Below are 18194 nucleotides of genomic sequence, written 5' to 3' on the forward strand. Positions count from 1 at the left end.
CGCCCCCTCCGGCACCCCGGAGCGGGCGGGCGCGCAGCCCTTTCTCCCCTTGTCGACACCCCACTCCCCGGAAGGGACTGCACGATGCGCCGAACCGCCGTCGTGGGCAGCGGAGTCGCCGGACTCACCGCCGCCCACGTGCTGCGCCGGGCCCACCACGTCACCCTGTACGAGGCGGACGACCGCCTCGGCGGTCACGCCCACACGCACGACCTCATAGCCCCGGACGGCCGCATCCACCGGGTGGATTCCGGTTTCATCGTGCACAACCGGCGCACCTACCCGAACCTGCTCCGCCTGTTCCGCGAACTCGGCGTCGCCACGCAGGAGTCGGAGATGAGCATGTCGGTGCGGTGCGAGGGCTGCGGCCTGGAGTACGCCGGCGCGCGCGGCGCCCGCGGCCTGTTCGCCCAGCCCCGCAACCTGCTGCGCGGCCCCTACCTGCGCATGCTGGCCGAGGTGACCGCCTTCCACCGGGCCGCCCGCGCCCTGCTGGAGCACGGCGGTCACACCACGATGACGCTGGGCGAGTTCATGGACCGGTCGGGCTTCTCCCCGTACTTCCGGTCCCACTTCATGACCCCGGTGGTCTCCTGCGTCTGGTCCTGCGACGCCGAGACCGCACAGCAGTACCCGGCCGTCTACCTCTTCCGGTTCCTCGACCACCACGGCATGCTCTCCGTCACCGGATCACCCGTGTGGCGTACCGTGACCGGCGGCTCACGCAGCTACGTCGACCGGGTCGCCGCCGAGGTGCAGGAGGTCCGCACCAGCGCACCGGTCCGCAGCATCCTGCGCCATGCCGACGGCGTCGACATCACCACGCGGGACGGCGCCACCGACTCCTACGACCACGTGGTCGTCGCCGTCCACCCCGACCAGGCGCTCCGGCTGCTCGGTGACGCCTCCGCCGACGAGAAGGAGGTGCTGGGGGCCTTCCGCTACTCCCACAACACCACCCTGCTGCACACCGACGCCGCCCTGCTGCCCCGGGCCCCCGGCGCCCGCGCCTCCTGGAACTACCTCATGCCGAACTGTTCGGCGGGCTCGGACCGGGTACGCGTCACCTACGACATGAACCGGCTCCAGCGTCTCGACGCCTCCCAGCGCTATCTCGTCACCCTCGGTGGCGAGGACCGCGTCGATCCCTCGCGCGTGCTGGCCCGGATGCACTACGAACACCCCGTCTACACGCCGGAGTCGGTCGCGGCCCAGCAGCGACTGCCCGGACTCGCCACCTCCGTGACCGCGTTCGCCGGCGCCTACCACGGCTGGGGGTTCCACGAGGACGGCTGCCGCAGCGGCGTCGAGGCCGCGAAGGCGCTGGGAGTGACCTGGTGACCGCGCCCGCCCTCTACCCGTGCGTGGTCCGGCACACCCGCCGCGCACCGATCCACCACGCCCTGCGCCACCGCACCTACATGTGGCTCGTCGACACCGACCACATACCCGAACTGCCCCTGCCGCTCCGTCCACTGGCCCGGTTCCGGGCCCGTGACCACTTCACCGGCCGCGCCCCCTCGATCCGGGCCGCGCTCGACGGTTTCCTCGCCGAGCACGGCATCGACCTCGAAGGGGGCCGCGTCGTGATGCTCACCCACGCACGCGTCCTCGGCCACGTGTTCAACCCCCTCACCCTGTACTGGTGCCACGACGCCGACGGCCGCCCCCGCTGCGTGGTGGCCGAGGTCCACAACACCTACGGCGGCCGCCACGCCTACCTGCTGCACACCGACCGGGCCGGGAAGGCCGACGTGGACAAGGAGTTCTACGTCTCCCCCTTCTATCCGGTGGACGGCCGCTACCACATGCGGCTCCCGCTGCCCGGCGAACGCCTCCAGCTCTCCCTGCGCCTGGACCGGCCCGGCAGCCCGCCCTTCACCGCCAGCGTCCACGGCACCCGCCGCCCCGCCACACCGGGCGCGCTGCTCCGCCTCTCCCTGCGCCACCCCTGGTCGACCCTCGCGGTGTCGGCCGCCATCCGTTTCCACGGCATCCGCCTGTTCCTCAGAGGCCTGCCGGTGCAACCGCGCCAGGTTCGTCACGACCCGGAGAACGCCACATGACCACAGCCCACCCCCGCCCCACGACCAGGACCGACGAGGCAGCGGTCCCGGCCCCGGTGGACGCCGGCCGCTGGCCCGACGTGGCCGTCGTGCCCAAGGCGTCCCGTCCGGTGCGCACCGTCGCCGCCGCCGTCGTACGGCACGCCCTCGGCAGACTGCCGCTCTGGGTCCGGTTCCCCGACGGCACCACCCTGGGCCAGGGCGGACCGCTCATAGAGGTGCGCGACCCCGATGCCTTCCACGCCCGTATCGGCACCACGGGTCTGATCGGATTCGGCGAGTCGTACATGGCGGGGGAGTGGGACGCCCCCGACCTGGTCGGCGCGCTCACCGTGCTCGCCTCCCACGCCGCCGACCTCGTCCCCGCCCCGCTGCAGCGGATGCGCCGCCTGTGGGCGCTGCGGCAGCCCGCCGCCCAGCGCAACACCACGACCGGCGCCCGCGACAACATCAGCCGCCACTACGACCTGTCCAACGACCTCTTCGCGCTCTTCCTCGACGAGACCCTCACCTACTCCTCCGCCGTCTTCCGCGGCTTCCCCGCCGAGCACGCGCTCCTCCCCGCCGCCCAGCACCGCAAGATCGACCGGCTGCTGGACCTCGCGGAGGTGGGCGAGGGCACCCGGCTGCTGGAGATCGGCACCGGCTGGGGAGAACTCGCCCTGCGGGCCGCCGCCCGCGGCGCTCACGTCACGTCGCTGACCCTCTCCCGCGAACAGCGCGACCTCGCCCGGCAGCGCGTCGCCGAGGCGGGCCTCGCCGACCGGGTCGCGATCGAGCTGTGCGACTACCGCGAGGCCGAGGGCACCTACGACGCCATCGTCAGCGTGGAGATGATCGAGGCGGTCGGAGCCGAGTTCTGGTCCGTCTACTTCCGCACCCTCGACGAGCGCCTCGCCCCCGGCGGCCGGGTCGCTCTCCAGGCCATCACCATGCCGCACGACCGCATGCTGGCCTCGCGGGACACCCACACCTGGATCCAGAAGTACATCTTCCCCGGCGGCCTGCTGCCTTCCGTCGAGGCCGTCGACCAGACCGTGGCCGAGCACACCGGGCTCGCAGTCACCCGGCGCGACGCCTTCGGCGCGCACTACGCCGAGACCCTCCGACTGTGGCGCGAACGGTTCACCGAGCGCGCCGAGGACGTCGAGGACCTCGGCTTCGACCATGTCTTCCGCCGCCTGTGGACCTTCTACCTCGCCTACTCCGAGGCCGGATTCCGCTCCGGATACCTCGACGTCCAGCAGTACCTGCTCACCAAGGAGCCCACTCGATGACCGACCTCCGCACCCCCGTCCGCACCGGCGCCGCGCACCGGCTGGCCGCGCTCGTCGAGGACGCGCTGGGGATCCCGCTGCCGGTCAGGCTGCGCGCGTGGGACGGAAGCGAGACCGGCCCCTCAGGCGCCCCCGTAGTCGTCCTGCGCTCCCGCCGCGCGCTGCGCCGGCTGCTCTGGGAGCCCGGTGAACTCGGCCTCGCGCAGGCGTACATCACCGGCGAAATCGACGTGGAGGGCGACCTCGGCCAGGGGCTGCGCACCGTCTGGGCCGCGGCCCGCGAGCGTGGCGCCCGTGCCCCGCGCCTGACCCTGACCGACCGTGCCCGCGCGGTCGCGGAGGCCGCACGGCTCGGTGCGATCGGCCCCCGGCCGCCCGTCCCCGCCTCCCAGGCCCGGCTGCGCGGCGACCGGCACACCAAGGCCCGCGACCGGGCCGCGATCAGCCACCACTACGACCTGTCCAACGACTTCTACCGCCTCCTCCTCGACGACACCATGGCCTACTCCTGCGGCTACTGGACCGCGGAGGACATGGACCCGGCCGACGCCCAGCGGGCCAAGCTGGAACTGATCTGCCGCAAGCTCGGCCTCACCGCCGGCTCCCGGCTGCTCGACATCGGCTGCGGCTGGGGCTCGCTCACCCTGTACGCCGCCGAACAGCACAAGGTCCAGGTCACCGCCGTCACCCTGGCCCGCGAGCAGGCCGCGCACGTCCGCGAGCAGGTCCGCGCACGCGGCCTCGAGCAGCTCGTGGAGGTGGTGAACCAGGACTACCGCGACATCTCCGGCTCGGGCTACGACGCGGTCTCCACCATCGAGATGGGCGAGCACGTCGGCGACGACGAGTACCCCGCCTTCGCCGCCGCCCTGCACCGCATGGTCCGCCCCGAAGGCAGGGTGCTGGTGCAGCAGATGTCCCGCGGCGCCAACGCGCCGGGCGGCGGCGCGTTCATCGAGGCGTACATCGCGCCCGACATGCACATGCGACCTCTCGGCGACACGGTCGGCCTCCTGGAAGCGGCCGGACTGGAGGTGCGCTCCACGGAGTCGATGCGCGAGCACTACGTGCGCACCGTCATGGCCTGGCACGAGACCCTGGAACACCGCTGGGACGACGTCGTCGCCCTGGTCGGCACCGAGACCGCCCGCGTATGGCGGCTGTACCTGGTCGGCGGTGCGCTCGCCTTCGAGGAGGGCCGGATGGGCGTCGACCAGATCCTCTCCGTACGGCGCGACCGCAAGGGCGCCAGCGGGCTCGACCTCTCCGAGGCCGCCGACTGGTACCGGGACCTGGTGTGAGCGGCTTCGCCTGGGGCGCCTTCGCCGCCAACCTCGGCTGGGCGGCGCTCACCGCCCTCGGTGTCATGGTGATCACCTTCGCCGTCGCCGTCCGCAAGGGCATGCACCGGATCGTGGACATCGCCTGGGGCGCAGCCTTCGCGGCGGTCGCCCTGGCCACGTTCGGCGCGTCGGCGGGCGAGGGAGACCTCACCCGCCGGGCCCTCGTCACGGCCCTGACCGTCGGCTGGGGCCTGCGGCTCGCCGTCCACATCGGGCGGCGCGGCCGCGGCCACGGCGAGGACCCGCGGTACGAGGAACTCCTCGACAAGGGGTCCGGCAACCGCAACCTCTACGCCTTCCGCATGATCTACCTGCTCCAGGGCGCCCTGGTCTGGCTGGTCTCCCTGCCGGTCCAGGCCGCCCAGTACGCGACCGGCCCGGTCTCGGTGCTCGCCTGGCTCGGAGTGGCCCTGTGGGCGGTCGGCATCTTCTTCGAGGCCGTCGGCGACGCCCAGAAGGCCCGCTTCAAGGCCGACCCCGCCAACAAGGGCCGCATCATGGACCAGGGCCTGTGGCGATACACCCGGCATCCCAACTACTTCGGCGACTTCTGCGTCTGGTGGGGACTGTTCCTGATCGCCTGCGACGGGGGTGCCGCACCCGCCGTCGTCTCGTTCGTCTCGCCGCTGGTGATGAGCTATCTGCTGATCAACGGCAGCGGCAAGCGCCTGCTGGAGCGGCGCATGTCCGGCCGCCCCGGCTGGGCGGAGTACGCCGCCCGTACCAGCGGCTTCTTCCCCCTGCCGCCGCGCTGACGCGCACCACGAAAGGAGGGGAGCCCCGGATCACCGGGGCTCCCCTCCTTTCGGTCCTTTCGGTCCTCTCACGCGCCCGCGCCTACGACGGCATGCTCAGCAGCGTCACCGGGGCGCTGCTCGGCTTGGCCGAACCACCCGCCGGTTCCACCGTCACCCCGACGCCCGAGGCACCGTCCACCGTGCCCTTCAGCAGCACCGACTGGCTGGCGCGTGCCGGGTCCATCAGGCCGGCGTCGCGCATCGTGCCGCCGTCGTCGAACCAGAGCTGGTACACCTTGCCCCTAGGAGGCTCGGGCATCCTCGACGACACGAACACCGCGCGGTCCCGCTGGGCGGAGACCACCACCGTGCCGGTGCCGCCCGCCACTCTCACCGTGCGGGACTTGGCGTCCGGCGCGGCCAGCACCCCGGCCAGGGCGGACGCCTGGCGCTCCGCCTGTGTCGCCCGCTGCTGGGCGTCCTGGGCACGGTCGTACTGCCACACCGCCGTGCCGCCGAACACGGCTGCTGCCGCCACGCACGCGGCCAGCGCCCAGCGGGCCGGGCCCGCGCCGAGCGCACTGCTCCGGCGCACCCGCTCCACCGGGGTGCCGCCGGGCGTGAGCTGGCGCACCGAGCCGACGCGGTGCAGCACCTCCTCCCGCATCGCCGGGCGAACCGGCACCGAAGCGGCCAGCGCCAGCCGGGCCGCGGCCGCCTCGAACTCCTCCACCTCTCGGGCACAGGACGGGCAGCCGGAGAGATGGCGCTCGAAGTCCGCGCGTTCGTCGTCGGGCAGCGCGTGCAGCGCGTAGGCACCCGTAAGCGTGTGCGGATCGGTCATGGTCACGCGGTCACCCCCAGGCAGTCGCGCAGCCGGATGAGGCCGTCGCGCAGTCGTGTCTTGACGGTGCCGAGCGGCAGGGCGAGCGCCTCCGCGACTTCGCGGTAGGTCAGCCCCCGGTAGTAGGCGAGGGTCACCGACTGGCGCTGGAGGTCGGTCAGCGTGCGCAGACAGCGCCGCACCTGCTCCTGCTCCAGCCGGGACTCCACCTGTTCGGTCACCTCGTCGTACTCCGGCGTACGGTCCAGCAGCGCCGCCTTGGTGTCACGGGCGGCGGCCGCCTCCACCGAGCGGACGCGGTCCACCGCGCGCCGGTGCGCGAGCGTCAGAATCCAGTTGATCGCGGTGCCCCGGTCGGGCCGGTAGCGCGGAGCGGTGCGCCAGACCTCCACCAGCACGTCCTGGGCCACCTCCTCCGACTGGGCCAGATCGCGCAGCACCGCCCGGACGACCCCGAGCACCGGACCGGCCACGGTGTCGTAGACCGAGGCGAACGCCTCTTGATCACCGAGGGCCACCTCCTGCAGCAACTGCTGCAAGTCCGGTTCCGCTGCCGGGTTCCTGCCGATGTAGACGGCTTCCTTCACAACTGTCCTCTCCAACGTTGCGCCGGGGCGGGGCTCCCGCGTGGACCGCGGGAGTCGTCCCCGCGTAATCCGAGACCGTGGCGGCCCCGGATTGGTCACCCGGACGAATAACGACGACGGGTGCCGGCCTCAGACCAGCCCGGTGACGGTCACGGTGACCTTCGGCGCCGCCCGGCCGGGCAGCAGCCCGGCCAGCCGTACCTCCACGGCCCGTGTCACATCCCGGGCCACATCCAGCGTGCGTACGTGCCCGCGCGCCACCAGGTGGATCTCCACCCGCAGCGGCCCGGCCTCGTCCGGCCGGCCCAGCCGCACACCGGAGGGCACCGCCCGGCCCCCGTTCGCCGCGCTCGCTCCGCCCGGCAGAGCCGAGCGGAGCCGGCCGCCGAGTCCCGGCCGCAGGAACGCCACCCCCGGCACGGCCTCGACGGCCGCGGCGATCTCCTCGGTGAGCGTGGTGCGCAGCGCGCGTTCAGTCATCGCCTGGCCCTTCCTCGAATCCGGCCGGAGCGTCCACGAGGTCGACGATCCGGATGTCCACCGAGCCGGGGCGCAGCCCCAGCCGCAGCCGGGCCGCCGCGGCCACCCGCCGCCGGACCTCCTCGGCGACCTCCTCCAGCGGGGTACCCAGCGGGGCGTGCACCTCCATGCGCACCGTCACCTCGCCCCTGCCACCGGCATCCGGCGGCAGGATCCGGCACGAACCCGCGCGGACCCCGGCGACCGTCTCGGCGGCGGCACGGAGCGTGCGCGCGGCGACCGCCTCCGTCACCCACAGATCCTCGTCGTCGTCCCCGAGCGGAACCGGACGGCCCGGCCGCAACTCCATCCTGACCACGTCCATCACGCGCCGGGTCAGCGCCGAGGGATCGTAGCCCGCTTCCTCCGGAGCGGTCTCCTCGCGCAGTTCCCGCACGGTCGACTCCAGCAGCGTCAACTCGCGCACCGCGTCCTTGCAGTAGAGACAGGTGGCGCGGTGCGGGTCGGGATCGGCCTGCTCCCAGCCGTCCCAGACATCGGACAGCAGCCGCCCGCAGGCGAGCTGCTCGTCGTCGCCGCCGGGCCCGGTGTACCGGTCGGGCGGGTCGGTGTGCGTGGTCATCGCCAGGCCCCCAGTGCTCGTGTCAGACAGCGTCGTGCGCGGAAGACGCGGGCGCGCACCGCCTCCTGGCTGATGCCGACCGTCTCCGCGATGAACTCGTAGGAATGTCCGTCCAGCTCGCGCAGCACCCAGCAGGCCCGCTGCTCCGCCGAGAGGTCGTCCAGCGCCCGGCGCATCCCGCGCACGGCGTCCCGCGCCTCGGTGACCCGCTCGGGGGAGTCGTGCTCCGGCGCGGCGAACTCGCCGGCCGCCTCCAGCGACGTCACCGGCCGGCGCGCCCGCAGGACGTTCAGGCAGCGGTTGGTGACGATGCGGTACATCCAGGTGCCGAAGGACGACTGCCGCCGGAACTCCGGCAGCCGGCGCCAGGCGCTGATGAACGCGTCCTGCACCGCGTCCTCCGCCTCCGCACGGTCGCCCAGCAACCGGGTGGCGAGACCGACCAGCGCCGGGGCGTGCTCCCGCACCAGTACGGCGAAGGCCTCCTCGTCACCCTCGGCGGCGCGCACGGTCAGCAGGCCGTCGTCCCGGGACGCCTCTGTCGCCTCCCCCACCGGGGAGTCGTCGGGCGCGCGTTCCGGTACCGGACACGCGATCTGTCTGCGGACCCCCGTCACGGGGCGGCTCCTCTCGGTTGTCCTGCCTCTTCGACACGTCGAAGGCGGCCTTGTGACGCGGAACCCGCCGCGCCCCTCCTCCCGCCTTGCCCCCCATCGGCCACTTCAGACGCGAAAACCCAGGTGGATGCAGGTCACAGGGCGTGTCACGGGGTGGCGGAGAGGCATCAGCGGAAAAAATCCGGGAATCCGCGTCACATTCCTGGACCGGCCGGGTCCAACGGAATACCAACAGCAGTTCAGCCTACCGAGAGGACCTGGTCATGAGCGTCCAGAGCGCGCCCGCCACCGGCAACACCCCCGCGGTCCCGACCCCGAAGAAGCAGCCGGCCACCACGGCCCTCGCCGGCGGCGCCACCGGTGTCGACGAGCCCGCCGCCACGCGCGGCCGGACCTCCATCGCCGACGTCGTCGTCGTCAAGGTCGCCGGTGTGGCCGCGCGGGAGATCCCCGGCGTGCACGCCATGGGCGGCGGTCTCTCCCGCACCATCGGTGCCGTCCGCGACCGCGTCCCCGGCGGCCGCTCCAACGTCGGCCGGGGCGTCAAGGTCGAGGTGGGGGAGCGGCAGACCGCCATCGACCTCGACCTGGTCGTGGAGTACGGCGTGCCGATCGCCGACCTCGCCCGTGACGTGCGGGAGAACGTCATCGACGCCGTCGAGAGGATCACCGGGCTGGAGGTCGTCGAGGTCAACGTCACCATCAACGACGTCCACCTGCCCGACGACGAGGACAGCGCCCCGGAGACCACCTCCCGCGTGGCCTGACACCGGGCGACGGGCGGGGACAGCCGGGCAGGAAGAGCAGGGAAGAAGGGGACGGAAAGATGGACAGAGCGCTCGTGGGACTGATCGCCGGCATCGCGCTGGCGTTCGCCGGCTGGTTCGGCGGCTTCGGCGCGTTCCTGCTCGTGGCCGCGCTCGGCGCGGTGGGCTACGCGGTCGGGCACTGGTTCGACCAGGGCGGACGCGCCGAGGACCTGCGGCACGCCTTCGATCGGGGCCGCCGATGACCGCCCCCGAGCGGCGCGGCACCACCACGGTCTCCGACCGCGCCGTCCGCCGGATCGCGGGCCGCGCGGTCACCGAGGCGCTGCCCGGCCAAGCCGCGCGGCCGACCGGCTCCACGGCCGCCGTACGTGGCGGGCGTGCCGAGGTCGCGGTCGACGTCGCCCTTCCCTACCCGTCGCCACTCACCACCACCGTGCGCCGCGTCCAGGACCATGTCACCGCCCGCACGGGTGAGTTGACCGGCCTGGACGTGCGCACGGCCCGCGTCGGCGTCACCGCGCTCACCCCGGACCGCGCCGTGGGGCCGGACCTGGCCAAGGGACCGGACCTCGCCGAGGAGTCCGACGGCGTGCCGCGACCCGCTGCGGCGGCCCGCGGCGGGCGGGTTCCGCGCCGCTGGTGGGCGCAGCGCAGGCTCCCCCTCGGTGTGCTGACCCTGCTCGCCACCCTTACCTGCGGTGCCCTCGCCACCGACCTGATCCTGGTACACACCGGGCACCGGCCGGCCGCCCCCTGGCGGACCGGCGCCCTGCACTGGCTCTACACGCACGGCCCCGGTGAGACCCCGGTCACCGCGGCCGCCCTCGGCTGCGCCCTGCTCGGTGTCTGGCTGATCGTCCTCGCGGTCACCCCCGGCCGGCGCGGCCTGTTCACCGCACACTCCCCGGCGCCGGTCGTCCGGGTCGCCGTCGACCGAGGGGCCGTCGCCGCGCTGCTCCGCGACACCGCCGCCGGGACCGAAGGCGTCGACAGCGTCGCCGTACGCGTCCGCCGCCGCCGCGCCACCGTCCGTGCTGCCCTCGCCTTCGGGGACCGGGCCGCCGCCCGGGACGAGATCACCGAGACCACGCGCCGCGTTCTCGCCGATTGCGGTCTGCGCCGCGCGCCGCGGCTGCGGGTCTCCGTACGCCCCCTGCCGGTGTGGACCCCGCCCCCGGCCGAATCCGCGCCGACGCCCGTGGGGGCCGCGGCGCCAGCCGGAGGGAACTGATGCGCACCGCCCTCAACCGCTGTGTCCTCGCCGTCGTCGGGATGGCCCTGCTGGCAGCCGGAACCCTGCTGGCCACCGCCGAACCCGCCCTGGGTACCCGGATGCCGTCCTGGTGGCCCGCGCTCTCCGACGACATCACCTTCCTGAGCCCCGCCCGCGTCCTCGACCTGCGGGGGCAGGGCTGGTGGACACCCGTCGTGATGGTCGCCTCCATCGCCGCCACCGCGCTCGGCGCCCTGTGGTGCGCCCGTCAGTTCCGCGGCGGCGGGCGCCCCCTGATCGCCCTCCCCGCGCCCGGCGCCGCCGTGCGGGCCCGCGCACTGGAGGAGGCCGTCGCCCACGACGCGGCCGCCCTGGACGGCGTGGCCCGCTGCCGCGCCCGCGTCCTCGCCGGCCGTGGCCGGATCACCGTACGGCTGCACCTCTGGCTCCAGCCCGACATCACCCCCGACGCCGTGCTGCCCGGCGTCACCCGGCTCCTCGGCCGGGCCGAATCGGCCGCCGCTCCCTGTCCCGTCCACGGCCGGGTACGCCTGAGCGCCCGCTCCCACCAGGTACCGCATGTCCGCTGAACCCCACGCCCCCGCCGCCACCCGGCCGCCTCCGCCCCGTCCCGCCGACTGGGGCGCGGCGCTGCGCCGCACGCCGCTGTCCATGTGGCGCGACGACGTCTCCGACGACGCCGCCGCCCTCACCTACTACTCCATCCTGACCGTGCTGCCCGCCCTCCTGGTCACCGTCATCGCCTTCGCGCTGATCAGCCCCGGCACGGCGGAACGGTTCATCACTCAGGTCACCGCCTACGCCCCCGCCGAGTCCGGCGGCGAACTGCACGACGTGCTGGGCCGCATGCTGCGCCCGGACGCCGCGATCTGGCCGCTTCTGGTCGTCGGGACGGCCAGCGCCATCTGGTCCGCCTCCAGCTATCTGGCGGTGTTCCGCCGCTCCCTGCACCGCATGCACCGCGTCGAGGACCACCGCTCGCCACTGCGCAAGGCCCACCGGATCGTGCTGACCGCGCTGGGCCTGCTCGGCCTGCTCGTGGTCAGCGCCCTGGTGCTGCTGCTCACCGGACCGGTCGCCGAGACCGCCGGACGCTTCTTCGGCCTCGACGCCACGGTCGCCTGGGTCTGGCGGCTGCTGCGCTGGCCCCTGCTTCTGATTCTCGCGGTCGTGCTGATCGTGGTCGTCTTCCGCACCGGCCCGGTCCAGGCCAAACGGCGCGGCCACAGCCTTCCCGGCGGGGTTCTCGCCGCCACGCTGTGGATCATGGTGTCGGGCGGCTTCGCGCTCTACACCTCGGTACTGGGCGGCTACAGCAGGCTGTACGGATCGCTCGCCGGCTCGGTCGTCTTCCTGATCTGGCTCTGGCTCTCCAACCTCGCGCTGCTGACCGGCGCGCAGTTCACCGCCGAGCTGGGCCGGGCACCGGCCGCGCCCGCCCCGCCGGCCGGCTGAGCCGGGGCGGACCGGGGCCGGCGCTCCTGGGGGATGAGTCCGGAACGGGGGGCGCGGCCCGTCCCGACCGGGGCGGGCCGCGCGGTACTTCAGGAGGTGCAGGTGAACGTGCCGTTCTCGGCGCCCTCGACCAGCGCCTCGTGCGCGGCGTGCAGCTACTTGGCATCGGCCTTGAGGACCTTGCGGTCACAGGTGATCAGGCCGGTCAACTCGCCCTCGACGTCCGTGATCTGGGTGTACACGGCGCCGTTTCCGCCCTTGCGGGCCGCGAACTGCTCGATCTCTTCCAACCGGTCGAGCTTGAGCTCGTACTCGGTGCGGGCCGCGGCCGAGGGCTTGACCGTGCTCGTCGCCGGCATGTCCTGCCAGACCATGAGGCCCAGCCTGTCCGCCCAGTGGCACCAGCGGTCCGGCTCCACCACCACCCCGATGACCAGCGTCCGTCAACAGCGACCGTCGGCTTCAACCAGCCGTGCACGAAAGGCAGAAGGCCCGCGCGGGCCCTCCACCGCCCTCGGATATCCTCGAACCCGAACGATGCCGACCGAGGGGGAAGACCGTGACCGACTACCGGGACGGCGTGGTCGTCTACTGGCGGCCCCTGTGCCCCTTCTGCGTCAAGCTCCGGCTCCGCCTACGGCTCGCCCGGCTGCCGCGCACCGAGGTCAACATCTGGCGCGACCCCGACGCGGCCGCGTACGTACGCCTGGTCGCCGACGGCAACGAGACCGTCCCGACCGTCACCGTGGCCGGCAACGCGATGGTCAACCCGTCGATGAGGCAGATCCGCGAAGCCGTCCGCCGGCACGCCCCGCATCTTCTCGCACGGGCCCGGTGACCCGCTGCACGCCCGGCTCCCGCACCCTCGGCCGGATCGGCACCGTGAGGGCCCGGTGGAGCCCGGCCGGCTCGCTACAGGTACGGCCGGGTGATCAGCTCGATCGCGTGCCCGGCGGGATCCTTGAAGTACACACCCCGCCCGCCGTGCTCATGGTTGATCTCGCCGGGCCGCCGCATCTGCGGATCGGCCCGGTGCAGGACCCCGCCGTCCCGGAGCCGCCGGCAGGCCCGGTCGAACAGCTCGTCGTCGACGAGGAAGGCGTGGTGCCGCATCCGGATCTCGACCGGCGGCTCGGCGAACTGGAGCAGCACCCCGTCACTGAACTGCACGTTCACGAACGGGCCCCAGGACGGCGCCTCCCGCACAACCTCACTGTGGGCTCTGACTCGGACGCGTTGACACATGCGTCCCCGAGGCCCACGGGCAGTCAGCCGCGCACCGGCTGACCGTCCTGTGCGTGGCTCGACGCCGATCCGGTGTTCACGTGGGGGAGCTACAGGGTGCGGGCTTTACTGGCCCACCCTCCCGTCGATCCGCTCCCGGAGCAGATCGGCGTGCCCGCAGTGACGCGCGTACTCCTCGACGCGGTGCACCAGCAACTCCCGTACGGCGACGTTCTCCTTGCCGACACGCGCTCCGAGGTCGGCGTACCCGGCCAACGCGGCGTCCGTCGCCGCCTGCTCACGCTCCAGATCACGGAACGCCCCCTCCACCGCGCCCGGTTCGCCGACAGCATCTTCGAAGTCCGCGTCCCGCGGCCCGTACAGCTTCGGCAGCGGCTCTCCCTCGCTGATCCAGTTCCGCCAGTCCCGCTCCACCTCGGCGAGATGCCGGACGAGCCCGAGGAGGGACATGGTCGAGGGCGGGACGGATCGGAGCGCGAGCTGCGCCGCGTCCAGGCCCTCGCACTTCATCCGCAGGGTGAGGCGGTAGCCGGACAGATAGCCATGGAGGGTCGCCGACTCGCCCTCGGGGCTCGGTCCTTCGCGCGGGTCGTCGTCCGGGTCGGTCCACATGTCCGGGTGGACGGTCGCCTCTGTCCATCGTGTGGGCTGCTCAGTCATGCGCGGCATACTCGCGGCCGACCGCCCTACGCCGCCACCGAGTTCCGTGACCTGGTCCCCGTCCTCGGGCTCCCAGGGCGCCCGAGGACGGGAGCCGCAGCCTCCTCGTCGCGGGACACGCCCTCTACGGGACCCTCGCGGCACGACCGGGCCGACAAGCGATGCAGTAACGATGCGACTGGCGCCGCAGGCCCCGCCCGTGTTCACTGGAATCCAGTCGAGGGACGGGGGCAGGGCTATGGTCGACCACTCCCCACCCGCGCGCACGCGGCCGCACCGGGACCGCACGACCACGGTCGCGGTAGCGCCGCGTGACGGCCTGCGCGGACGCCTGGGGGACGCCCTCTTCCGCGGGGTGGCCGGACCCGACGGCCCGGAGAGCCGGCGCCGGGTCCACGGCACTCCCGGCCCGCGCTGGTTCGCCCCGGACCGCCCGATCCGCGTGGTCCACGGCGACGCGTCGATGTTCCCCGGCGGTCTGGCCGCCCTGCTCCTCCAGTCCCTGCACCCCCTGGCGATGACGGCGGTGGCCGACCACTCCGACTACCGCAACGACCCCTGGGGACGCCTCGCCCGCACGAGCACGTTCCTCGCGTACACGACCTACGGCGCGGCGGACGACGCCCAGCGGGCCGTCGACCGCGTGCGAGCGGTCCACGAGCACATCCGGGGCCGCACGGCGGACGGCGAGCCGTACCACGCCGCCGACCCCCACCTCCTGGCCTGGGTGCACAGCGCCGAGGCGTACTGCTTCCTCACGGCCCATCAGCGCTACGGCAGACACCCGCTGAACGCGGCGGGCCGCGACGCGTACGTGGCCGACATGGCCCGCGTCGCCACCGCGATGGGCATCGAGAACCCTCCGACAACGGTGGCGGAACTCCGCACCCGTCTGGACTCCTACCGCCCCGAACTGCGCCTGACCCCTCACACCCGGGAAGCGGTCCGCTACATCCTCCTGCGGCCGCCCCTGCCCAGACCCGTCCTTCCCCCGTACCTCGTCCTGGGCGCCGCGGCCGCCTCCCTCCTCCCCGCGTGGTCCCGCCGGCAGTTGGACCTCCCGGTGCTGCCCCGCACCGAACGCTGGTGCGTGGCCCCGGCCGGGGCGGCGGTGACGTCCCTGATCAGATACCTGCTCCCACCGCCACCGCCCCGCGCCTGAGCAGCCGCTGCCTCAGCTCGACCACATCCCAGCCCGGCGTGACCTGTGCGTGGGCGCGGCGGAAAGAAACCACCGCCGCGTGCCCGTCGGGTCAGCGGTGACGGGATGCCCGGACGTTCAGGAAATCCGGCGCCTCCCGGTCCGGCACGGTCAGAACGGTGAAGACGTTCTTCCCGCCGTTGACGCACCTTCAGCCCCCCGCGCCGCGCGCCAGGGAAGTGACGTACTCCCAGAGCTCCTCCCGCACCTCCTCCGAATCGCCGCCCGCCCCGAAGGGGTACGTGGTCGGACGGGGCCGTCGATCGTGCCAGAAGAGACCGTCGCTCTCGACGGCCTCCGAAGCCGCACCGAGCCAGACGATCGTGTCGGCCCCCTGGTCAGGATTGCGGATGATGGGCCACGTCACCGCCCGGAAGACCGGCATCCACTGCCGCACCCCCTTCGTGTCCGCCCACCCCGGATGCATCGAGTGGACGTGCACACCCTGGTCGTGCAACCGCTCCGCCCACTGCTCGGTGACCACCACCTGAGCTCTCTTGGTGCGGGCGTAGAACTTCTTGGGGCTGTACTGCGTCTCCTCGGACTCCGGATCCCCGGCGGGAAGCTGCTGCCCGTACTGCCCGCCCGAGGTCACGTTGATCACCACCGAGGGTGCGGAGCGCACGAGCAGCGGCGTCAGCTCGTCGATCAGCACCCAGGGCGCCAGTACGTGCGTCGCGAACGTCAGCTCCACCCCGTCCTCGCTGTACTGCCGCTCGTCCGGCATCACCCCCGCGTTGTTGACCAGCACGTCCAGCCGGTCCTCCGCCTCGCGGAACCGCGTGGTGAAGTCCCGCAGCGAGGCCAGACTGCTGACGTCGCACGCGACGGGTCGTACGTCGGCGTCCTCGCCCGCCTGCTGTCGTGTGAGCGCGGCGGCCTCCTCGGCGCGCTGCTCGTTGCGGCCCAGCACCCGCACCGAGGCTCCCAGCCTGGCGAAACCCACGGCGGCGGCGAGACCGACCCCGGACCCCGCGCCGGTGACGAGGACGACCTTGCCGTCCATTCGTCCGGGCCCGTCGGGCCAGTCCGGCAGGGCCTTGCGCAGGAGCAGTCCGGGCCACCCGTAGCCGAGGACGACGGAACGGTCGAGGACGGTGTCGATGACAGAGGTGACACTCATGGCATTCGCAGTACCCCTGGGCGCCGTGCTCACACGGGCGGTCGCCCCTCGCCCCACGGATGGGGGAGGGGCGACCGGCGGGCGGGGGATCAGGCCTTGTGCCGCATGCTGCTGCGAGCCGGGTTTCCCTGGTCCGCGGCCTTCGGGTCCTTCTCGTCCGCCTTGGCGCGGACACCTTCAGCGATCCGCGCACCGATCTTCGGGTCGATGTTGGACCAGTACTGGAAGGCGCGCTCCAGCACGGGCTCGGTGACACCGTTGAGGAGGTGGCCGACGACGTTGTCCACGAGACGGTCGCGGGCGTCGTCGTCCAGCACCTCGCGCACGAGTGTGCCGGCCTGCCCCCAGTCGTCGTCCTGCGCGTGCGAGACGTAGGCCGTACGCGTGATGTCGCCGTCGGTGTGCCAGGTCGGCGGGTTGCCGTACCTGGCGGTGTCCGCGGCGGGGCCGCCCTTGGAGTTCGGCGCGTACACGGGATCGCTGGTCTTGCGGTACGCCATCGCGCCGTCCTTGGAGTACGTGTGGACGTCGGTGATGGGCGCGTTGACCGGGAGCTGGGCGTAGTTCGCGCCGATGCGGTAGCGATGGGCGTCGGCGTACGAGAAGAGCCGGGCCAGCAGCATGCGGTCGGGGCTCGGGCCGATGCCGGGCACGAAGTTGTTCGGCTGGAAGGCGAGCTGCTCGATCTCCGCGTGGTTGTCCGTCGGGTTCCGGTCCAGCGTCATCCGGCCGACCTCGATCAGCGGGTAGTCGCCGTGCGGCCACACCTTGGTCAGGTCGAAGGGGTTGAAACGGTAGTCGGCGGCGTCCGCGTACGGCATGACCTGCACGTACAGCGTCCAGCTCGGGTGGTCGCCGTCCCGGATGTGCTCGAACAGATCACGCGTGTGGTAGTCGGTGTCGACCGAGGCCATCTGGTCGGCCTCGTCCTGGGTGAAGAACTCGATGCCCTGGTCGGTCTTGAAGTGGTACTTGACCCAGAACTCCTCACCGGCCTCGTTGATCCACATGTACGTGTGCGAGGTGTAGCCGTTCATGTGACGCCAGGTGCGCGGCACACCCCGGTCGCCCATGAGCCAGGTGACCTGGTGCGCCGACTCGGGGGACAGGGTCCAGAAGTCCCACTGCATGTCATGGTCACGGAGATTGCTGTCGGCGCGGCGCTTCTGGGAGCGGATGAAGTGCTGGAACTTCATCGGGTCCTTGATGAAGAACACCGGGGTGTTGTTGCCGACCATGTCGTAGTTGCCTTCGCTGGTGTAGAACTTCACCGCGAAGCCGCGCGGGTCACGCCAGGTGTCCGGGCTCCCACGCTCCCCGGCGACGGTGGAGAACCGGGCGACCAGATCGGTACGCGCCCCCGGCTGGAAGACGGCCGCCTTGGTGTACGGGGTGACATCTCCCGTCACCTCGAAGTGCCCGAAGGCCCCGCTGCCCTTGGCGTGCGGCTGCCGCTCGGGAATGCGCTCCCGGTTGAACTGGGCCATCTGCTCGATCAGGTACGCGTCCTGGAGCAGGATCGGTCCGGCGGGTCCGGCGGTGAGCGAATGCTCATCGCTCTCCACCGGGGCGCCGGAGTCGGTAGTGGTGCGGGGGATCTCGGTCATGGTGGTTCGCGGTTCCTTTCCAAAGCGCCGGAACCGACGGTGGCCGTATGCCGGGCCGACGGTTATATGGGCTCAGGGGTACCGGATGACCGGGGCCGGGGGGCGGCAAACGTGAGCGGCGCCGGGATGACCTGGGTGGGTGTGTTCCCGTGCTCGGTGTTGTGGGGTTGGTGGTGTGTGGTGTCTGGTGGGGGTGGTTTGTGTGTTGCTGGTGTGCGGGTGCGGGTGCGGGTGCGGGTGCGGGTGCGGGTGCGGGTGTGGGTGTGGGTGTGGGGTTTTTTGGGGGGTGTGGGGGGTGTGAGTTTTGGTGGGTGGGGGTGTTTTTC

General features: G+C 72.7%; 21 protein-coding genes and 1 pseudogene. 12 read left to right on the top strand and 10 right to left on the bottom strand.

What is annotated here, in order from left to right; all coding sequences use genetic code 11:
- Nucleotides 1-84: 84 nt before the first annotated feature.
- The 5 genes from ACWCV3_RS27795 to ACWCV3_RS27815 are packed head-to-tail and all read left to right on the top strand — an operon-like array spanning nt 85 to nt 5441.
- Nucleotides 85-1341 carry an NAD(P)/FAD-dependent oxidoreductase gene (locus ACWCV3_RS27795; RefSeq protein ID WP_451229744.1) on the top strand — a complete coding sequence of 419 codons (1257 nt, stop codon included), beginning with the start codon at nt 85-87 and terminating at the stop codon, nt 1339-1341.
- A complete protein-coding gene (locus ACWCV3_RS27800; RefSeq protein WP_451229803.1) occupies nt 1335-2066 on the top strand; it encodes a DUF1365 domain-containing protein in 732 nt (243 codons plus the stop codon). Before ACWCV3_RS27795 ends, ACWCV3_RS27800 begins: the two co-directional genes overlap by 7 nt.
- The gene (locus ACWCV3_RS27805; RefSeq protein ID WP_451229747.1) at nt 2063-3343 is read left to right on the top strand and encodes a class I SAM-dependent methyltransferase; all 1281 of its coding nucleotides are present in this window, start codon (nt 2063-2065) and stop codon (nt 3341-3343) included. The genes ACWCV3_RS27800 and ACWCV3_RS27805 overlap by 4 nt, the downstream gene beginning before the upstream one ends.
- Complete coding sequence (locus ACWCV3_RS27810) at nt 3340-4644, top strand: class I SAM-dependent methyltransferase (protein WP_451229750.1); 1305 nt, start codon at nt 3340-3342, stop codon at nt 4642-4644. Before ACWCV3_RS27805 ends, ACWCV3_RS27810 begins: the two co-directional genes overlap by 4 nt.
- On the top strand, nt 4641-5441 hold the full coding sequence (locus tag ACWCV3_RS27815; protein ID WP_451229752.1) for a DUF1295 domain-containing protein: 801 nt from the start codon (nt 4641-4643) through the stop codon (nt 5439-5441). Before ACWCV3_RS27810 ends, ACWCV3_RS27815 begins: the two co-directional genes overlap by 4 nt.
- An 82-nt stretch (nt 5442-5523) precedes the next feature.
- Here ACWCV3_RS27815 and ACWCV3_RS27820 read toward each other — a convergent pair whose 3' ends face one another.
- The 5 genes from ACWCV3_RS27820 to ACWCV3_RS27840 all read right to left on the bottom strand — a co-directional run bounded on the left by ACWCV3_RS27820 (nt 5524) and on the right by ACWCV3_RS27840 (nt 8573).
- Nucleotides 5524-6273 (bottom strand): anti-sigma factor, encoded by a 750-nt coding sequence (locus tag ACWCV3_RS27820; RefSeq protein WP_451229755.1) that lies wholly within the window; start codon nt 6271-6273, stop codon nt 5524-5526.
- Nucleotides 6270-6854: a sigma-70 family RNA polymerase sigma factor gene (locus ACWCV3_RS27825; RefSeq protein ID WP_451229758.1), complete on the bottom strand. Its 585-nt coding sequence runs from the start codon at nt 6852-6854 to the stop codon at nt 6270-6272. Before ACWCV3_RS27825 ends, ACWCV3_RS27820 begins: the two co-directional genes overlap by 4 nt.
- Nucleotides 6855-6983: 129 nt before the next feature.
- A complete protein-coding gene (locus tag ACWCV3_RS27830; RefSeq protein ID WP_451229761.1) occupies nt 6984-7334 on the bottom strand; it encodes a hypothetical protein in 351 nt (116 codons plus the stop codon).
- The gene (locus tag ACWCV3_RS27835) at nt 7327-7956 is read right to left on the bottom strand and encodes an Asp23/Gls24 family envelope stress response protein (protein ID WP_451229764.1); all 630 of its coding nucleotides are present in this window, start codon (nt 7954-7956) and stop codon (nt 7327-7329) included. Before ACWCV3_RS27835 ends, ACWCV3_RS27830 begins: the two co-directional genes overlap by 8 nt.
- Nucleotides 7953-8573, bottom strand: coding sequence for an RNA polymerase sigma factor (locus ACWCV3_RS27840; protein ID WP_451229767.1), 621 nt, complete (start codon nt 8571-8573; stop codon nt 7953-7955). The genes ACWCV3_RS27835 and ACWCV3_RS27840 overlap by 4 nt, the downstream gene beginning before the upstream one ends.
- A gap of 263 nt (nt 8574-8836) precedes the next feature.
- Between ACWCV3_RS27840 and ACWCV3_RS27845 the strand changes: the two genes are divergently transcribed.
- Genes ACWCV3_RS27845 through ACWCV3_RS27865 form a run of 5 tightly spaced genes read left to right on the top strand, consistent with a single transcriptional unit; the run spans nt 8837 to nt 12032 of the window.
- A complete protein-coding gene (locus ACWCV3_RS27845) occupies nt 8837-9340 on the top strand; it encodes an Asp23/Gls24 family envelope stress response protein (protein WP_451229770.1) in 504 nt (167 codons plus the stop codon).
- Between the two features lie 59 nt (nt 9341-9399).
- Nucleotides 9400-9585, top strand: a complete 186-nt coding sequence (locus tag ACWCV3_RS27850) for a hypothetical protein (RefSeq protein WP_451229773.1) — start codon at nt 9400-9402, stop codon at nt 9583-9585.
- Nucleotides 9582-10574, top strand: coding sequence for a DUF6286 domain-containing Asp23/Gls24 family envelope stress response protein (locus ACWCV3_RS27855; RefSeq protein WP_451229776.1), 993 nt, complete (start codon nt 9582-9584; stop codon nt 10572-10574). Before ACWCV3_RS27850 ends, ACWCV3_RS27855 begins: the two co-directional genes overlap by 4 nt.
- Nucleotides 10574-11146: a hypothetical protein gene (locus tag ACWCV3_RS27860; protein ID WP_451229779.1), complete on the top strand. Its 573-nt coding sequence runs from the start codon at nt 10574-10576 to the stop codon at nt 11144-11146. Before ACWCV3_RS27855 ends, ACWCV3_RS27860 begins: the two co-directional genes overlap by 1 nt.
- A complete protein-coding gene (locus ACWCV3_RS27865) occupies nt 11136-12032 on the top strand; it encodes a YihY/virulence factor BrkB family protein (RefSeq protein WP_451229782.1) in 897 nt (298 codons plus the stop codon). The genes ACWCV3_RS27860 and ACWCV3_RS27865 overlap by 11 nt, the downstream gene beginning before the upstream one ends.
- Nucleotides 12033-12121: 89 nt before the next feature.
- On the opposite strand, the pseudogene ACWCV3_RS27870 reads toward ACWCV3_RS27865, so the two are convergent.
- Nucleotides 12122-12457 (bottom strand): annotated as a pseudogene (locus ACWCV3_RS27870) (hypothetical protein); the annotation flags it as partial.
- A 134-nt stretch (nt 12458-12591) separates the two neighbouring features.
- Between ACWCV3_RS27870 and ACWCV3_RS27875 the strand changes: the two are divergent.
- Nucleotides 12592-12870 (top strand): glutaredoxin domain-containing protein, encoded by a 279-nt coding sequence (locus tag ACWCV3_RS27875; protein ID WP_451229785.1) that lies wholly within the window; start codon nt 12592-12594, stop codon nt 12868-12870.
- A 74-nt stretch (nt 12871-12944) separates the two neighbouring features.
- Here the strand turns inward: ACWCV3_RS27875 and ACWCV3_RS27880 are convergent, their stop codons facing one another.
- Nucleotides 12945-13277 (bottom strand): VOC family protein, encoded by a 333-nt coding sequence (locus ACWCV3_RS27880; protein WP_451229788.1) that lies wholly within the window; start codon nt 13275-13277, stop codon nt 12945-12947.
- 105 nt (nt 13278-13382) lie between these two features.
- Nucleotides 13383-13937: a DinB family protein gene (locus tag ACWCV3_RS27885; RefSeq protein WP_451229791.1), complete on the bottom strand. Its 555-nt coding sequence runs from the start codon at nt 13935-13937 to the stop codon at nt 13383-13385.
- A 238-nt stretch (nt 13938-14175) separates the two neighbouring features.
- Between ACWCV3_RS27885 and ACWCV3_RS27890 the strand changes: the two genes are divergently transcribed.
- The gene (locus ACWCV3_RS27890; RefSeq protein ID WP_451229794.1) at nt 14176-15099 is read left to right on the top strand and encodes an oxygenase MpaB family protein; all 924 of its coding nucleotides are present in this window, start codon (nt 14176-14178) and stop codon (nt 15097-15099) included.
- A gap of 190 nt (nt 15100-15289) precedes the next feature.
- Here the strand turns inward: ACWCV3_RS27890 and ACWCV3_RS27895 are convergent, their stop codons facing one another.
- The gene (locus ACWCV3_RS27895; protein WP_451229797.1) at nt 15290-16261 is read right to left on the bottom strand and encodes an SDR family NAD(P)-dependent oxidoreductase; all 972 of its coding nucleotides are present in this window, start codon (nt 16259-16261) and stop codon (nt 15290-15292) included.
- 89 nt (nt 16262-16350) lie between these two features.
- Nucleotides 16351-17868 (bottom strand): catalase, encoded by a 1518-nt coding sequence (locus ACWCV3_RS27900; protein WP_451229800.1) that lies wholly within the window; start codon nt 17866-17868, stop codon nt 16351-16353.
- Nucleotides 17869-18194 lie beyond the last annotated feature (326 nt).

It is taken from the genome of Streptomyces sp. NPDC001781 (assembly GCF_053596035.1).

What these genes read in the sequence shown, in the direction of transcription:
- ACWCV3_RS27885 (WP_451229791.1), bottom strand. Translation starts at nt 13,937, where the DNA reads ATGACTGAGCAGCCCACACGATGGACAGAGGCGACCGTCCACCCGGAC.
- ACWCV3_RS27810 (WP_451229750.1), top strand. Translation starts at nt 3,340, where the DNA reads ATGACCGACCTCCGCACCCCCGTCCGCACCGGCGCCGCGCACCGGCTG.
- ACWCV3_RS27895 (WP_451229797.1), bottom strand. Translation starts at nt 16,261, where the DNA reads ATGAGTGTCACCTCTGTCATCGACACCGTCCTCGACCGTTCCGTCGTC.
- ACWCV3_RS27890 (WP_451229794.1), top strand. Translation starts at nt 14,176, where the DNA reads ATGGTCGACCACTCCCCACCCGCGCGCACGCGGCCGCACCGGGACCGC.
- ACWCV3_RS27845 (WP_451229770.1), top strand. Translation starts at nt 8,837, where the DNA reads ATGAGCGTCCAGAGCGCGCCCGCCACCGGCAACACCCCCGCGGTCCCG.
- ACWCV3_RS27850 (WP_451229773.1), top strand. Translation starts at nt 9,400, where the DNA reads ATGGACAGAGCGCTCGTGGGACTGATCGCCGGCATCGCGCTGGCGTTC.
- ACWCV3_RS27860 (WP_451229779.1), top strand. Translation starts at nt 10,574, where the DNA reads ATGCGCACCGCCCTCAACCGCTGTGTCCTCGCCGTCGTCGGGATGGCC.
- ACWCV3_RS27835 (WP_451229764.1), bottom strand. Translation starts at nt 7,956, where the DNA reads ATGACCACGCACACCGACCCGCCCGACCGGTACACCGGGCCCGGCGGC.
- ACWCV3_RS27880 (WP_451229788.1), bottom strand. Translation starts at nt 13,277, where the DNA reads ATGTGTCAACGCGTCCGAGTCAGAGCCCACAGTGAGGTTGTGCGGGAG.
- ACWCV3_RS27830 (WP_451229761.1), bottom strand. Translation starts at nt 7,334, where the DNA reads ATGACTGAACGCGCGCTGCGCACCACGCTCACCGAGGAGATCGCCGCG.
- ACWCV3_RS27795 (WP_451229744.1), top strand. Translation starts at nt 85, where the DNA reads ATGCGCCGAACCGCCGTCGTGGGCAGCGGAGTCGCCGGACTCACCGCC.
- ACWCV3_RS27805 (WP_451229747.1), top strand. Translation starts at nt 2,063, where the DNA reads ATGACCACAGCCCACCCCCGCCCCACGACCAGGACCGACGAGGCAGCG.
- ACWCV3_RS27855 (WP_451229776.1), top strand. Translation starts at nt 9,582, where the DNA reads ATGACCGCCCCCGAGCGGCGCGGCACCACCACGGTCTCCGACCGCGCC.
- ACWCV3_RS27900 (WP_451229800.1), bottom strand. Translation starts at nt 17,868, where the DNA reads ATGACCGAGATCCCCCGCACCACTACCGACTCCGGCGCCCCGGTGGAG.
- ACWCV3_RS27865 (WP_451229782.1), top strand. Translation starts at nt 11,136, where the DNA reads ATGTCCGCTGAACCCCACGCCCCCGCCGCCACCCGGCCGCCTCCGCCC.